The sequence below is a fragment of the Candidatus Polarisedimenticolaceae bacterium genome, from assembly GCA_036376135.1.
GTDB lineage: Bacteria > Acidobacteriota > Polarisedimenticolia > Polarisedimenticolales > DASRJG01 > DASVAW01.
Map to the genome: position 1 here is coordinate 11,122 of DASVAW010000110.1, position 15,921 is coordinate 27,042.

The 15,921-nt window shown below is 71.1% G+C and carries 10 protein-coding genes; 3 read left to right on the forward strand and 7 right to left on the reverse strand.

The genetic code is table 11. The features are described 5' to 3' along the window. Window positions 1–16 precede the first annotated feature (16 nt). Entirely contained in the window at window positions 17–1,978 is a 1,962-nt protein-coding gene (locus tag VF139_11200; GenBank protein HEX6851959.1) for a DUF4185 domain-containing protein, read from the forward strand. Here the strand turns inward: VF139_11200 and VF139_11205 are convergent. Next, complete coding sequence (locus VF139_11205; GenBank protein ID HEX6851960.1) at window positions 1,959–3,968, reverse strand: hypothetical protein; 2,010 nt, start codon at window positions 3,966–3,968, stop codon at window positions 1,959–1,961. The genes VF139_11200 and VF139_11205 overlap by 20 nt on opposite strands. Before the next feature lie 253 nt (window positions 3,969–4,221). On the opposite strand from VF139_11205, the gene VF139_11210 reads away from it, so the two are divergent. Further along, a complete protein-coding gene (locus VF139_11210; protein HEX6851961.1) occupies window positions 4,222–4,803 on the forward strand; it encodes an outer membrane beta-barrel protein in 582 nt (193 codons plus the stop codon). A gap of 79 nt (window positions 4,804–4,882) precedes the next feature. On the opposite strand, the gene VF139_11215 is transcribed toward VF139_11210, so the two are convergent. Both VF139_11215 and VF139_11220 read right to left on the reverse strand, forming a co-directional pair. Continuing rightward, on the reverse strand, window positions 4,883–8,332 hold the full coding sequence (locus VF139_11215; GenBank protein HEX6851962.1) for a hypothetical protein: 3,450 nt from the start codon (window positions 8,330–8,332) through the stop codon (window positions 4,883–4,885). After that, on the reverse strand, window positions 8,325–10,076 hold the full coding sequence (locus tag VF139_11220; GenBank protein ID HEX6851963.1) for a hypothetical protein: 1,752 nt from the start codon (window positions 10,074–10,076) through the stop codon (window positions 8,325–8,327). The genes VF139_11215 and VF139_11220 overlap by 8 nt, the downstream gene beginning before the upstream one ends. A 101-nt stretch (window positions 10,077–10,177) precedes the next feature. Here VF139_11220 and VF139_11225 point away from each other — a divergent pair, with 101 nt between their 5' ends. Beyond that, window positions 10,178–11,221: an ATP-binding protein gene (locus tag VF139_11225; protein ID HEX6851964.1), complete on the forward strand. Its 1,044-nt coding sequence runs from the start codon at window positions 10,178–10,180 to the stop codon at window positions 11,219–11,221. Here VF139_11225 and pflA read toward each other — a convergent pair. From pflA to VF139_11245, 4 genes are all read right to left on the reverse strand, one after another. Further along, window positions 11,208–12,032 (reverse strand): pyruvate formate-lyase-activating protein, encoded by an 825-nt coding sequence (gene pflA / locus VF139_11230; protein HEX6851965.1) that lies wholly within the window; start codon window positions 12,030–12,032, stop codon window positions 11,208–11,210. The two genes, VF139_11225 and pflA, sit on opposite strands and share 14 nt — an antisense overlap. Window positions 12,033–12,034: 2 nt before the next feature. Continuing rightward, a complete protein-coding gene (pflB, locus tag VF139_11235; protein HEX6851966.1) occupies window positions 12,035–14,278 on the reverse strand; it encodes a formate C-acetyltransferase in 2,244 nt (747 codons plus the stop codon). Next, the gene (locus VF139_11240) at window positions 14,275–15,477 is read right to left on the reverse strand and encodes an acetate/propionate family kinase (GenBank protein ID HEX6851967.1); all 1,203 of its coding nucleotides are present in this window, start codon (window positions 15,475–15,477) and stop codon (window positions 14,275–14,277) included. The genes pflB and VF139_11240 overlap by 4 nt, the downstream gene beginning before the upstream one ends. Window positions 15,478–15,485: 8 nt before the next feature. Next, the coding region (locus tag VF139_11245; protein HEX6851968.1) for a phosphate acyltransferase at window positions 15,486–15,921 on the reverse strand (436 nt) is incomplete at its 5' end.

Below are 15,921 nucleotides of genomic sequence, written 5' to 3' on the forward strand. Positions count from 1 at the left end.
TATTGTGTCATCACGGGTGCTCGGCGCCCCTGCGCCGCCCGAGGTCCTGGCGACCTTGGACCTCGGCTCCCTCGAGACCAACCCGACGATCAGCGGCCGCGACGGCGCCTACAGCACGCGCGTCGGCGGGATGTCGGTCTGGGTCTACGGCGACACCGTCCTGAATCAGCCCGGCGCCGATGGGGGAACGTGGCGGAACAACACCCTCTCGTGGACGCGCGACCTCTTCTCACCCGACGGCATCACCGGGCTCGGAGACCGCGCCGATGCCATCGGCGGCCCGGTGCAGTTCCTGCCGATGACGGCGGACGAGCTCTTGTACAACGACCTTCACCGCGGCGAGAACTGCCGGGAGCCGCCCTGCGGGTGGAGCTACGGCCTCTGGCCCGGGATGCTCGTGTTCGACGCGGAGCGCCGGCGCGTCCTCTACACGTACGGCAAGCTGCACTTCGGTCCCGGAGCGTGGAACTTCACCCTCGTGGGAACGGGCATCGCCGTCGGCGAGCCGTCCCCCGACGGAGCCGTGACGCGCCCGACCGTCGCGCCGGGTTCCCCCGAGCCCACGTTGTTGTTCGGAGCCGGCGAGCCGGGGTTCCTCAACGCGGCGTTCGTCGAATCGATCGGCGGCGTGCCGCACGCGTACTTCTACGACTGCTCCGGCGGAGACGGCTTCACGAAGCCGATGCACGTCGCGCGCGTGCCGCTCGCGAACGTGCACGACCGCTCGGCGTGGCGGTTCTGGTCCACCGACGGAACGTGGCGATCGGATCTCTCCGGCCTGGCGATCGTCTTCGACGGATCCGATCAGCTCTCCGTGCACTGGAGCCCTTTCCACGGTCGCTATCTCGCGGTCTACGTGCAGGCGCTCACCTACAACGTCGTCGCGCGCCTGGCCGATCGCCCCGAAGGGCCGTGGTCCGATCCGGCGGTGATGTTCGTGACCCCCCCTCCGGCCGAGGGAGGCTGGGTCTACTGCGGGATGGCGCACCCGGAGTTCGCGAGGGACGGCGGGCGCTTCGAGACGGTGACCTACGTGCGCGACACGGGTTTCCTGCAATCCGAGCGTCACGTCGTCGAGGTCGAGTTCGCCCGACGCGTCGCATCGGACGATCGCGACGCCGGGTACGATCCGGCGGGCGGAGTCGGGCTCTCCGACCCGGAGCATCCCGGGGAGATCTGCTTCGGCATGGATCCGACGCTCTGGCGCCAGGCGGCGATCGCGTTTCCGCTGCACCTCCCGCGCGGATCGACGATCACCGAAGCGTCCGTGGGCCTCGTGTCGTCGGGAACGAACCTCGGCGCGCCCGCGATCGCGGTGCGCTCGATCGCGGAGGACGACGTCGCGCCCTTCGTCGCGGGGAACGGGACGTCGTTCACCGACGCGTACGCGTTATCGGCGGCCGCCGTCCCCTGGGCCCCCGAGGATGCCCCCGCGGGGACGTCGGTGGCGACCCCCGATCTCCGGGCGCTCCTGCAGGAGGTCGTCGATCGCCCGGGCTGGACGGCGGGAAACCACCTCGGTCTCGTCTTCCCCGAGGTGCGGACCAAACGCCAGCTTCGCTGCTTCGCGGATGCGTCGTCGGCCGCCGGGGACGCGGCGATCCTCCGGGTCGGGCATTACGTCCGGGGAGCGGCGGTCTGCCTCGACGCGCGAGACGGCGACGACGCGCTGCGCGTCTCCCGCGAGCCGGAGCCGGGTTGCGCCCCCGCGCCCCCGGGACCCGCGCGCGAGTTCGTCTCGGTTCGGCTCGGCGCCCTGCGCGCCCTCGGCGGGATCGTCGACCTCGGCCCCGTGCGTTGCGCGGGCGACGCCTCCCCGACGACCGAGCAGGTGGTCCGCGCCGCCGATCCCGACGAAGCCGCCGGGGACGCAAGGGTCTATCTCGTGCGCGCGGCCGGGAGCCCCGACTTCGGGACGGCGAAGCTCCCGGACGGCTCGATGCCGACGAGGATTCCCGTCATCGTTTCGTGCCCTTGAGGCGCGGGCGCCGCTCCAGGTCGAAGGCGCCCTCCGCCCCCGCGGTCGAGGCGCCGCTCGTCGGCGTCGTGGCGGGCAGGAGCGACGCGTACGCCTGGCAGAGCGCGGTGTACCCCGCCGCGGTCCCGACGTTCGCGTCGTCCTCGGCGATCGCCCAGAAGTCACGGGCCGCCGCGGCGTCTCCCACGCCCGCCGATTCGGCCTGATCGATCCGGGTCTCGACGAGGCGCGCGACGTAGGTGTACGAGGGAGCCGTCGCCCCGTCGAGAAGCACCGACAGCGGAACCGAGCACGCGCATCCGTCCTTCGCGCAGTCCCGCAGGTCGCCCTCGATGTCCGCGTCGGCGTCCAGGCAGTCCTTGCGCAGATCCGTCACCTTCTCGAGCAGCTCCTTGATGTTCTCGAGCCGCTCGACCCACGACTCCGCGACCTCGTAGACGGGATTCTTCACGACCGTGCCGACCGTCGCGCCGGCGACCACGTTCGCGCCTGCGGTGACGGCGATCTGCTCCTTCGTGTTGTTCCTCGCCGCCCGGAACAGCAGCAGGGCCAGCGACGCGTTCGCCCGGACCGCGAGCAGCTTCTGGTTCGTGCCCTTCGGGCGGAGCGCGACGCAGATCGCGCTTTCCGGGTCGACCGACAGCGCGCGCATCGCGACGCCGTCGTTGCAGAACTCGGTGAGCTCCGCCGGCACCGCGTCCACGATGTCGGCGACGAGGGTGTCCCAGTCTCCGCGGACCGACTCGAGCACCTTGCTCAGTCCGTAGAGGACGACGCCGGGGACGCGGTCGATGAGCCGGCGCAGCAGCTGGCCGCTCGGGGCGCGCGGCGTGAGGTCGGGGTTGTCGATGCAGAGGAGCCTCTGGTACAGGGTCGAGAGGCGTCCCACGTCTTCGAGCACGCGACCCAACCGCTCCCGGAACCGCGGAGCGTCGAAGGTGTCGTACCCCTCGCGCAGCTCCCGGGCGATCGCGACGAGTCCCCCCAGGGTATCGCGCACGTCGTCCATGACCCCGCGCAGGTGCGTGAGGTCGATCTGACCGACGAGACCCCGGACGTCGGGGCGGTCGGGAATCCGACTCACGAGCCCGTCCACGTTCGCGCGAACGGCGTTGATGCGCGTGATGATCCCGTTGAGCAACGAGAACACGGTCTGGGACTGGAGGACCGGATCGGGTGATCCACCCGATGCGGCGCCGAAGTCGACGGCTCCGGCCGAAGCCGGAGCCCCGCCGCCGTCCGCCTTCACGATCTCGTCGAGGATCGCCCAGTCCCCCGGCGTCAGAGCGAGCATCAGCTCGACGGCCTGCCACTCCTGCTCGTCGAGCTCGAGCAATCGCTGGATGCGACGCGCGCGCTCCGGGGATGCGTCGGGTGCGTCGGGCACGTCGGGCGCCGCGGCGGCGTGGTAGTCGAGCTCGACCCGGTCGTACGGGTCGGCGCAGGTGCCGGGGGCGCCGGGTTCCTCGAAGAGCGACAGCGATCCGGTGAGGTCGAAGCGCGACCCTTCGGGGGATACGACCGAGGCGACGACGCGCGAGGCGGTCGGGCAGGTGGTGTTGCCGTTGCCGTCGAGACGCAGGCTCGCCTGAACGCTCCCGGCTCCGACGAGCGCGCGGGCTCCCGGCGTGAGCGCGTCACCCGGAGCGAGGCAATCCGCCCCCGCGTCGCCGCTCCCGAAGTCGAGCAGGGCCGCGGGGCAATAGATCACGCGCGGGCTCGACTGGTGCAGGTGCAGGAAGGTCTCCCCCTCCTCCGCGTCACCGCGCGCGGAAGCGTCGCTCGCAAGCGCGACGATGAGCAGCCCCTGTCGGCTGCGCTGGACGAGCATCGCCTCCCCGTGGACCGTGCCGACGCACACGCCGGCCGCGCGCGTCGGCATCGACAGCGCGGTCGCGGGATCCTGGCGGCAGGCCTGCGCGGCGGCTCCGTCCGACGGGACGAGCGCCACGGCCAACGCGGCGAGAGCAAGGCAGGACAATTGCTGCATGGCGCGGTCCTCCCGATGGGGCCCCGCGCCGTTCGTTTCCCCCCCGGGCTCCGGCGACGCGGAACGGGGTGAGCCGAAGGTACCGACCGTTTCCTCTCCGCGCAGCCATTATTCCCGGCGTTTTTGGCCACAGGAGCGTCCGATCACCCGGATCGACGACACTTCCGATGCAGGCCTGCATGGCGACTCGTACGGGAGTCGGCTACGGTATTTCTGGGTTTTCTAGGTACCCATCCGATCGGAGGAGGATCGCGTGAAGCAACTTGCATGGACCGTTCTCGGTGTGGCGGCCCTGGCCGCCGTCCCCACGCAGGCCGCCGAGGCCGATTACAACTTCAAGCTCTTCGGAGGCGTGGCTTACGTCACGCCGCTCAGCGACAGCACCGTCGAGGGGGACCTCGTCGAGGCGTCGAGCGAGGTCGGCTACGAGATCGGCGGCGAATGGAAGCCGTTCGACCGCTTCGGCTTCGAGGTTTCGTACCTCGACGTCACCCACGACGTCGAGGTCGACGGCGTCAAGATCGGCGAGATCGGGCTCAACCCCTGGAACGTCACCCTCAACTGGCACATCATCAACGGCAAGCACTTCAACTGGTACGTCGGCCCGACCGTCGCCTTCATCGACTGGGGGAACCTCGAGCTGACCGGCGGCGGCTCCGCCGAGGTCGACAGCGAGACCACGTTCGGGATCTCGACCGGCGTCGACCTCGCGCTCGGAAGCCACTTCGCCCTCTTCGGCGGGCTGCGCTGGCTCGACGCGAGCGCCGAGTCCCAGGGCGACTCGGTCAGCGTCGATCCGCTCTTCGCCCGGTTCGGAGTCGCGTTCCGCTTCTGATCCCGACTCCGACCGATTCGAAGGGCCGGTTCGGCGATCGCCGACCGGCCCTTCGTGTCTTCCGATCCGTGCGCGTCGCTTACGGACACGCGTTCGCCGAAGCGCCCACCCCCGCATCGCGCGACGCCACCTGCGTCGCCGAGCCGTCGTCGTAGCTTCCCGCGCCGCACGAACCGACCGCGCGGACGAGGTACCAGTCGCCGTCCCCCTCGACCGGGACATGGGCGTCGGAGACCGACGTCGCGACGACGTCGTTCGCCGCGCACGCGTCGGTCGCCGTCGCGAACGACCCCGCGTCGCGCAGCGTGGACAACGAGCCACGCAGGACGTCGTACGCCGAAGCGGAGGCCGACGCCGACCACGACAGTTCGGTCGCACCGGCGAACACCAGCCCCGAAGCCGCCGACGGCGCCGGAGCCACGGACGCGTTCGTGACGTTCGAGGCGACCGTCGCGCCGGCCCGCTCGACGGCGACGTAGTAGGCCCCCGACGCAGCCGCCGTCGCGCCGGAAACCGTCGGGTTCTGTTCGGTGGAGGCGAACCCGTTCGGGCCGCTCCACGCATACGTCACCCCGGGGTCCGAGTACTGCGCCGAAAGGGCGAGGGTCGCCCCTTCGCAGACGGGGCCGTTGTTCGAGACGCTCAGCGTCGCCGAGCCGGCCGAGCACGACGCGATGACCTGCGCGTTCGCGATCGAGACGGCGTCGACGTACCAGCCCGTCGAGCCCCCCGAGCCGTCGTCCCCTTCGCGCCAGCGGACCTGGACCGACTTGTTCTGCAGGGCGGCGTCCGCGCCGAGGTTCACCACGACCTGGGTCATCGCGCCGAGGTTCCCCTGGCACCAGGCCCGCCGGCCGCTGATCGGGTTGAAGCGGGAGGTGATCAGCCCGTTGAACCCGCCGGAGACGAAGTCGGCGTCCGGAACCGTCGTCCACGAGGTCCCGTTCGTCGTGTACTCGAGCGTGCCGCCGTCGGGGCAGTTCGAGGAGGTCCCCTGGAACCGGTAGGTGTGCCAGAAGGAGAGCGTGGTCTGCGGCCCGACGATGAACGACGGCGTCGTGAGCACCTTGTCGGAGGTCGTCGCGACGTCCTCCGCGAACCACGCGTGCGTCCCGTCCTTCTTCTGCGCCGTCGACCACGTCCAGTCGGTCGTCCCCTGACGGATCGCGTGGCTCCACCCGGCGAGGTCGAAGCCGCCGCCGGACAGCGCGCCCTCGAACGTGTCGGTCCAGGAGACCGGGGTGATCGGCCCGGTGGGCGAGGCGCCGCGCTGGACGCCGTTGCCTTCCTCGAGGCCGTTGATCGCGTCCACGGCGCGGACGACGTAGTAGTAGGTCACGCCGTCGGCGACTGCGCCGGCGTCCGTGAACGCGGTGCCGGGAACCCCGGTCGCGATCCGGTGGGCCGGCTGGGGGACGAAGCCGGAGGTCGTGCTCCGGTACACGTTGTAGCGGAGCGTCCCGCCGGTGCACGCGGAGGTGCCCGCGCTCCACGCGAGGTTCAGGGCGCAGGTGCTCGCGGCGCCGTTGGCCACGCTCGCGAGGCCGCCGAACGTCGGCGCCAGCGTGCACAATCCCGTCGCGACCACGCTCGCCTCGTTCGACGCCGCCGACGGGCAACCCCCCGAGTCCTTCGATTTGACGACGTAGTGGTAGGTCGTCCCGCCGCTCACGGCGTCGTCGTGGAAGACGTACGACGGGCCGCCCGCCGTGCCGGGGTTCGCGTCCACGACGCTGCCGATCAGCGAATACGGCCCGCCCGAGGTCGTCGCGCGGTAGACGAGGTACTGCCCGACGCCGGGCGTCGTCGAGTCCACCCACGTGACGTCCACGCGGTTGTCCTGCGGGGTCGAGGCCGCCGCCGCCGGCGCGTCCGGAAAGGTGAGGCAGCCGCAGGAATCGAATTTGAACGCGGCGATTCGGGTCAGCCCCTGGCCGCTGTATTCCGACGTGAACCAGAAGGTGCAGTCGTCCTCGGGGTCGACCCCCATCGCGGCGTAGTCCCCCCAGCGCTCGTTGTTCGTCTTCGAGGTGGTGGCATCGGCGATGACGTTCTCCCCCGCGGTCATGGTGCCCGGAGGATCGGTCGCCTGCCGGCCCGTGTAGTACATCGAGGGGTAATAGGGTGCGTTCACGCCGGTGCGCGTGTAACCCAGGGCGATGTTCCCCGCGCCGTCCATCGCGATCGCGCCGACCGAGCGGTGCACGTCCGCCTCGCCGCCGACGAGCCCTTCCTGCACGACGGTCCAGGAGCCGGCTCCCACCTTCTGCAGCTCGAACCAGCGCAGCGCCGCGTGGTCGGTGCCGTCCACGTCCTCCGGGAACGTCCCGACGAGGGTCTGGCGGTCGCCGAAGTTCCGGTACTGGAGCGGCCAGTGCAGCGGCTCGCGGATCGGGTCGATCTTCTGCGAGGTCCCCGGCTGCGGCATGCAGTTCCAGATCCCGCCCAGTCCGCACAACGTCATGTCGTAGTCGTCGATCGGGATCGACGGCTTCTGGGTCAGCGTCGAGTTGGCGGGGGTCGCCCAGTCGACCCGGAGCTCCCACAACTCCAGCGCGTCGGTCGGCGTGTTCGCGCCGTCCTGGGACTCGTCGTCGCGCGGGCGCATGAACAGCGCCGGCTCGCCGTCCGGCGGAGGCGTGTCCCCCTGCATCGTCGCGGGGAGCACGAGCTGGAACCCGACGTTCGGCAGGCTCGGCACCGTGAACTTCTGGAACGTGGCGGGGAGCCCCGCGAGCATCTTCGCGCGATCGAGCGCGATGACGTCGCGACCACCCGATCCCGCGTTGACGCCGATGAGGAACGAGCCGCCGTTCCCGCCCTGGGGCCAGATCCCGTATTTCGGGTAGTCGGCGGTCGACGACTCGATCGCGAAGCTGTAGGCGTAATAGGTCCCCGTCGGGTCCCCCGTCGTCGAGACGTACACGCACACGCTGCCGCCGCTTCCGGGGAGCTCGCTGATGATCCAGCGGTCGGCCGTGCGGTCGTAGAGCGTCATGGAGTCGCAGAAGCCGCTGTTGCACGGGCCCGCCGTCGCGAGCGACTGCAGCGTGAAGGTCTTCAGGGCCGCGCCGGTGTTCTTGTCGTAGACGGTCGCGGTCGACACCGACTGGTTGATCGACTGCACGTAGTGGCTCGGGCCGACGTCGCCGGTCGTGTCGGGAGGCGAGACGCCCGAGGACTGGCCCGCGAAGTTGTGGATCGGCGTGCCGAAGCCGTCGGGAGCGCGCGAGGGGCCGCCGCCGGTCCAGGTGTCGAGCAGCGGGCTCGGGCGAGCCGGGATCGCGTAGTCGACCGGGAGGAACCCGAAGTCGTCGCGCCGCTTCATCTCGAGGCCGAAGAGGTTCGGGTCGGGGCGCCAGTCGGGGAGGTCGCGCACCGCCGGGGTGATCGTCGGAACCGCCGGGGCGCCCACCATCGTGGGCCCGCTCGGCGGGTCGGTCGGGATGTCCTGCCGGGCCGTTGCGGGAATGGAGGAGAGCAGCGCGCACACGCCGCCCACGATCAGCACCGCCTTCGCGCTAGTCACCGTCTTCCGCCCCCTCGCCGGCCGGCCGCTCCCCTTCCCCGGCGGGGATCCGCCAGGATTCCGCGAGCGCCCGCGCCGCCACCTTGATGTACTTGCAATCGGCGGCCGCCGCCGCCTTCAATTGTTCCCGATCGGGCGGCTCCAGCAGCGCCCGGGCGAACGCCGCGTAGTCCACCTCGGCCTCGTGGACCTTCACGCGGTACCCGTCCCTCACCGGCAGGTCCTCGCCGAACGACTCCTCCTTGCGAGGCCGGTTCCCGCGGTACGTCCTCTCGAGGAGAACGGCGTTTCCGGTCCGGACCGTCACGTGGACGATCTCGACGAGGACCTTCCCCTTCGGCCCCGCCTCGCCTTGGACGTAGCGCCGCTCGTCCTGGTCGATCGCGAGCTCCAGCGAAAGCGCCCCCCGCCGCGCCGTCACGACCGGATCGGCGAGGATCTCCCGGAGCGTGCGCTCGCGGGGATCCTCGGGGATCTCGGGGCTCGGGTAGAGCCTGAGCCCGAGGGCCGCACGGGCCGCGCGGCGGACGTCCTCGTCCGGATCGGCTTCCGAGACCTCGGCGAGCAGGGCCCGGTCCCCGATTCGGGTCACGGCCGCCCTGCGAAGCTCCCAGTCGGGGTGCTTCCGGACGATCGCGGCGAGCTCCGCGGGATCGGTCAGCCTCGAGAGGGCGGTCGCCCGGACGCCGGGGCTGGCGTCGCGGCGAACGATCGATCCGAGCACGACGGGATCGGTGAGCCTCGCCGTCGCGACCGCGCGCACTTCCGGGTCGGGGTCCTCGATCGCGAGCCGGCCCGCGAGGCCGCCGTCGTCCGGAAGCCCGCTCAACGCCGCCGCGCGGACCCGACCGTCCGGGTCCGCCGCGGCGAGTCGGCGTCGCACGGTGGGGTTGGTCACCCGCGCGACGGCCTCCCGTCGCACGACCGCCGAGCGATCGCCCACCGCGACCCGGGCGAGCCGCACGGGGTCGGTCAGGCGCGACGCCGCCCTGGCGCGCACGCGCTCGTCCTTCTCGGAGTCGACGATCCTCGCGAGCACCGGCTGCGCGTCGAGGACGTGAACCGCCGCGAGGCGGATCTCCGGGGAGCGATCGTGGCGCGCGAGCCGCTCGAGGATCCCGGGGTCGCGCAGGCGGTGGATCGCGAGCACGCGCAACGCCTCGGCGTCCTTCGAGGTCGCGAGCTTCGCGAGGACCCGCGGATCGCGGACGCGCCCGATCGCCGCGGCGCGCACCTGCGCATCGTCGTCCCCGAGGGCGAGCGAGGCGAGGACGGCCGGATCCGCGAGCACCCCGACCGCCGCGAGGCGCATCCCGGGGTCGGCGTCGCCCCGGGCGATCGCGGCGAGCCTCGCGCCGTCCCCGACCCCGGACAGGGCGACGGCGCGCACCTCCGGCTCCGGGAACCGGCGCGCGATCTCGATCCTCCGATCGTCGCTCGCGATCCGGCGCAAACCGGCAAGGCGCAGTTCCCCCGTCGGGTCGTCCCGCACCACGACGAACGTCCGCTCCTCGTCGGGGATCGCCTTCAGCGCCCGGAAACGCACGCGCCGGCTCGGGTCGCGCAGGGCGATGCGCACGAGTAGATCCGGGTCGTCGAGCCTGCCGACCGCCTCCTCGCGGACGAAGGGGTCCGGATCGTCGAGGGCGGTGCGGATCACGGCCAGGCGGTCGAGCGCGACATCCTGCGCCGGGACGCCGGCCCAGGCGACGGCCAGGACCGCCGGGATGACGAATCGCGCCACTTCCCCCCCTCCGCGAGGGCGGCACTCTACGCGACCGCGGTCGATGGGGCCAAAGTGCCCCCGACGGGCGTATCGTTGCAGGCGCACGTGGGAGGCCCCTCATGAACGACGACGAACGGGAGCGACTGGCGGCGCTGCGCGCCTACCGGATCCTCGACACCGAGCCCGAGAGGGCGTTCGACGATCTCACCCTGCTCGCCTCGCAGGTCTGCGGCACGCCCATCGCGCTCATCTCGCTCGTCGACAGCGACCGGCAGTGGTTCAAGTCGCGGGTCGGGATCGACGCCCGGGAGTCGGCGCGCGAGGTGGCGTTCTGCGCCCACGCGATCCGCCAGAAGGAGCTGTTCATCGTTCCCGACGCCCTCGAGGACGAGCGGTTCCGCGACAACCCCTTCGTCGTCTCCGAGCCGCACATCCGCTTCTACACCGGGGCGCCCCTGATCACGGCGGAGGGGCACGCGCTCGGGACGCTCTGCGTCGTCGACCGGACGCCGCGAACCCTCGAGCCCGCGCAGCTCGAAGCGCTCGAGGCGCTCCGGCGCCAGGTCGTGGCCCAGCTCGAGCTGCGGCGCAACCTCCACGAGCTGGAACGCGCGCTCGCGGAGAGGGACCGCGCCGAGCGGGAGCGCGAGCGCCTCGTCGAGGAGCTCCAGGAGGCGCTCGACGGGGTCAGGAAGCTCAGCGCGCTCCTCCCGCTTTCCACCGCCTGCCGGCTCAACGTCGTGATCCCCGCCGACCCGACCGCGATCTCCACGGTGGCGGACGGCGTGATGCAGATCCTCGGCGAGAAACACGTCGCCGAGGGAAACGAGGTCGAGGTCGAGATCGCGCTCCGGGAGGCGCTCGCCAACGCGATCAAGCACGGCTGCGGGAACGACCGGTCCAAACAGGTCCAGTGCTGCCTCGCCGTCGAGGACGACGGCGAGTTGTTGATCGTGGTGCGCGACCCCGGACCGGGGTTCGACCCCGCCGCGGTCCCCGATCCGCTGGCGGGCGCCGGGCTCGAGAAGAGCAGCGGCCGCGGCGTGTTCCTGATCAATCAGTTCATGGACGAGGTCCGTTACGAGGACCAGGGGCGCGAGCTTCACATGCGCAAGCTCGGGGGGCGCCCGCGCGACGCGGGCCCCGAGCTCAGTACGCCTTGAGTCCCGCCGCGCGGAAGATCGCGCAGGCGCGCTCCACCTGCCCGGGCGTCGGCGGCTCGACGTCCCGAAGCTCGTACGCCAGCCCGAGCGCTTCCCACTTGAACCGGCCCATCTGGTGGAACGGCAACACGTCGACCCGCTCGACGTTTCCGAGCCCCGCCGCGAAGGTCGCGATCCCCTCGACCTCCGCAGCATCGTCCGTCCAGCCCGGGACCAGCACCAGCCGCGCCCAGACCGGCTTCCGGAGCGCGGCGAGGCGGCGCGCGAACGCGAGCGTCGGGGCGTTGTCCATCCCGGTCAACCGCCGGTGCCGCTCCGGATCCCACGCCTTGAAGTCGAGGATGACGAGGTCGATCGACGCGAGGTCGGCGTCGGTCAGGCGATCGCCGTAATACCCGTTCGTGTCGAGGGCGGTGTGGATCCCCATCCCCTTCGCAGCGGCCAGGAGCCGGGCGACGAAGCGGTCCTGCATCAGCGCCTCTCCTCCGCTGATCGTCAAACCGCCCGACATCACCTTCAGCCCCTGGCGGTACTTCCCGATCTCCTCGATCGCGCGCGAGAGCGGGACCGGGATGCCGTTCGTCATCTTCCAGGTGTCCGGGTTGTGGCAGTAGAGGCAGCGCCACATGCACCCCGAGGTCCAGGCGACGACGCGAACGCCGGGGCCGTCCACCGTCGATCCGGTCGTGAACGAATGCAGGAACCCCATGTCCCCGCTCGCGAGCGCCGACCGGACGTCCGTCTCGGGAACGCCCCGGCCGAGATCGACGCGCAGCTCGTAGGGGCTCTTGGCGGTGAGTGCGTGCGTCACGGCTACGCCCCGTGGAACGTCCGGTTGATCACGTCCATCTGCTGCTCGCGGGTGAGCCGCACGAAGTTGACCGCGTACCCCGAGACGCGGATCGTGAGGTTCGGGTACTTCTCCGGGTGGTCCATCGCGTCCACGAGCGTGTCCCGGTTCAGGACGTTCACGTTCATGTGGAACCCGGTGACGCCGAAATACGCGTCGAGCATGCCCGTGAGGTTGGCGACGCGGTCCTCGGAGACCCGTCCGAGCCCTTCGGGGACGAGGGACGCGGTGAGCGAGATCCCGTCGGCGGCGTCGCGATAGGGGATCTTCGCGACCGACGCGGCGGACGCGTGGATGCCGTGGCTGTCCCGGCCGTGCATCGGGTTCGCGCCCGGCGCGAACGGCTCGCCGTGACGCCGCCCGTCGGGAGTGTTCCCCGTCGCCTTTCCGTACACGACGTTCGAGGTGATCGTCAGGATCGACTGCGTGTGCATCGCGTCGCGGTAGGTCGGGTACTTGCGCAGCTTGGCCATGAACGTGCTGACCACCCACGCCGCGAGATGGTCCACGCGGTTGTCGTGGTTGCCGAAGTACGGGAACGCGCCTTCCGTGACGTAGTCGGTGATCACGCCCCGATCGTCGCGGACGACCCGGACCTTCGCGTGCTTGATCGCCGAGAGGCTGTCGGCCACGACGGAAAGGCCGGCCATGCCGAAGGCCATCGTGCGCAACGGGGCGTAGTCGTGGAGCGCCATCTCGAGACGCTCGTAGGCGTACTTGTCGTGCATGTAGTGGATGACGTTCATGGCGTTGACGTAGACGCCCGCGAGCCAGTCCATCATCCGCTCGAAGCGCGCCATCACGTCGGCGAACTCCAGCACCTCGCCCTGCACCGGCTCGGACGCCGGGCCCACCTGCTCGCCGCTGATCTCGTCGCGCCCGCCGTTGATCGCGTAGAGCAGGCACTTCGCGAGGTTGGCCCGGGCGCCGAAGAACTGCATCTGCTTGCCGACGAGCATCGGAGAGACGCAGCAGGCGATCGCGCCGTCGTCCCCCCACGCCCGGCGCATCAGCTCGTCGCTCTCGAACTGCACCGAGCTCGTGTCGATCGCGACCTTCGCCGCGAACCGGCGGAAGTTCTCGGGCATGCGCGGGGAGTAGAGGATCGTGAGGTTCGGCTCCGGCGCGGGGCCGAGGTTGTAGAGGGTCTGGAGCATCCGGAAGCTCGTCCTCGTCACGAGCGGCCGCCCGTCGTCCCCCATCCCGCCGATCGACTCCGTGACCCAGGTCGGGTCGCCGGCGAACAGCTCGTCGTATTCGGGAGTGCGCAGGAAACGGACGATACGCAGCTTGATCACGAAGTCGTCGATGATCTCCTGCGCCTGCTCCTCGGTGAGGACGCCCTCCGCGAGGTCGCGCTGGAACCAGGCGTCGAGGAAGGTCGAGGTCCGTCCGAGCGACATCGCCGCGCCGTTCTGCTCCTTCACGGCGCCGAGGTACCCGAAGTACAGCCACTGCACCGCGTCCCTCGCGCTTCCCGCGGGGCCGGAGATGTCGAAGCCGTACGCCGCCGCCATCTTCTGCAGCTCCGCGAGCGCTCGAATCTGCTCGGCGAGCTCCTCGCGGTCGCGGATGACCGATTCGGTGGACATCGCGGCGTCGAGCGCCTGTTTCTCGCGTTTCTTGGCCTCGACGAGCCGCGCCGTGCCGTAGAGCGCCACCCGGCGGTAGTCGCCGATGATGCGGCCGCGGCCGTAGGCGTCGGGAAGGCCGGTCAGGACGTGCGAGCTCCTGCACCTGCGGATGTCCGCGGTGTAGGCGTCGAAGACGGCGTCGTTGTGCGTCTTCCGGTACTTCGTGAACGCCTCCACGACGTGCGGGTCGGGGGTGTACCCGTAGGCCTCGAGCGCGCCCGCGACCATCCGGAAGCCGCCGTTGGGCATGATGGCCCGCTTCAGCGGCGCCTCGGTCTGGAGGCCCACGATGACCTCCCGCTCGCGGTCGATGTAGCCCGGTCCGTGCGCGGTGATCGAGCTCGGGATCTGGGAGACGTCGAGCACCCCCTTGCGGCGCTCCTCGGCGAAAAGCGCCTCGAGCTTCGACCAGATCCCCTTCGTCCGTGCGGTCGCGGGGGCGAGGAAGCTGCCGTCCCCGTCGTACGGCTCGTAGTTCTGCTGGATGAAGTCGCGGACGTTGATCTCGCTCTGCCAGAGCCCCTCGCGGAACCCGCGCCAGGCGGCGGTCGTTTCCCGGGTGGTCGTGCTCATCGGTCGCTCCTCGCTCCGGTCAGTCCCAGCAGCCGCCCGGTATGCCGGGCGATCATCAGTTCCTCGTTGGTGGGGATCACCCAGGCCGACACGCGGCTCGCGGGCGTGGTGATCCTCGGTCCGCCCGCCGCGTTCGCGCCGGCGTCGAGCTCGAGGCCGAGCCATGTCGAGGCGTCGACGATGCGGCGACGCAGCTCGACCGAGTTCTCGCCGATGCCGGCGGTGAAGACGAGTCCGTCGATCCCGCCGAGAACGGCGGCGAGCGCGCCGACCTCCTTCGCGGCCCGGTAGACGAAGTAATCCACGGCGAGGCGGGCGCGCGGGTCGTCGCTTCCGATCAGGTCGCGCATGTCGTTGCTGATCCCCGAGATCCCCAGCAGCCCGGACTTCTTGTAGAGGATCGCCTCCACGTCTCCGGCGGACAGCCCGAGGGTCTGGAACAGGTGCAGCACCACGCCGGGGTCGAGGGAACCCGGTCGCGTCCCCATGCAAAGCCCGTCGAGCGCGGTGAAGCCGAGCGTGCTGTCGACGCTCCGGCCGTCCTTCAGCGCGCACAGGCTGGCACCGCTCCCGAGATGCGCGACGACGACGCGCCCGTGCGCGATCTCCGGGGCCGCCTCCGGGAGCGCCGACGCGATGTATTCGTACGACAGTCCGTGGAAACCGTAGCGCTGCACGCCGGAGTCGCGGATCTCCGCGGGCAGGGGAACGAGCTCGGCGACGGCCGGCTGTCCGCGATGGAAGCTCGTGTCGAAGCAGGCCACCTGCGGGACGCCCGGAAGCCGATCGAACACCGCCTCGATCGCCGCAAGGTTGTACGGCTGGTGGAGCGGCGCCAGCGGGATCAGCTCCCGCAGCTCCTCCACGACCTTCTCCGTGACGACGACGGGCCCCGCGTGCCGGGCGCCGCCGTGGACGACGCGGTGTCCGACCCCGAGCACGCGCGCACCGCCGTACCGCGAGCGCAGCCACGCCGCGAGCGCGTCGAGCGCGCTGCGCCCGTCGCGGACCGCGTCGTCGAGGGCCTGCGTCGCGACGACGGCGCCGACGCCGTCCTTCGCCGTCAGGCGCGGCGAGGTGCCGATCCCCTCGATCTGCCCCCGGGCCTCGAGCTTCCAGCCCTCGCGCTCCCCCCGCCGGTAGACGCAGAACTTGAGGCTCGACGAGCCGGCGTTGAGAACGAGAGCGTAGTCGTCCATGGCCGCCCCTAGCCTGCGGCCACGAGCGCGCGCCGCCTGGCGTGCGCGGCGAGCTTGGCGACCGCGCAGCTCGCGATCCGCGCCCGCACGCTGTCGGCGCGGCTCGTCAGGATGATGGGGACACGCGCGCCGAGGACGAGCCCGGCGCTGTCGGCGTTCGCGAGGAACGTGAGCTGCTTGGCCAGGATGTTCCCGGCCTCGAGATCCGGAACGAGCAGGATGTCGGGGTCGCCGGCGACCTCCGACACGATTCCCTTCGTCTTCGCCGCCTCCTTGCTGATGGCGTTGTCGAAGGCCAGCGGCCCGTCGAGCACCCCTCCCCGGATCTGCCCCCGCTCGGCCATCTTGCACAGCGCGGCGGCGTCGAGGGTCGAGGGCATCTTGGAGTTGACCGTCTCGACCGCGGCGAGGATCGCGACCTTCGGCTCCTCCAGTCCCAGGGAC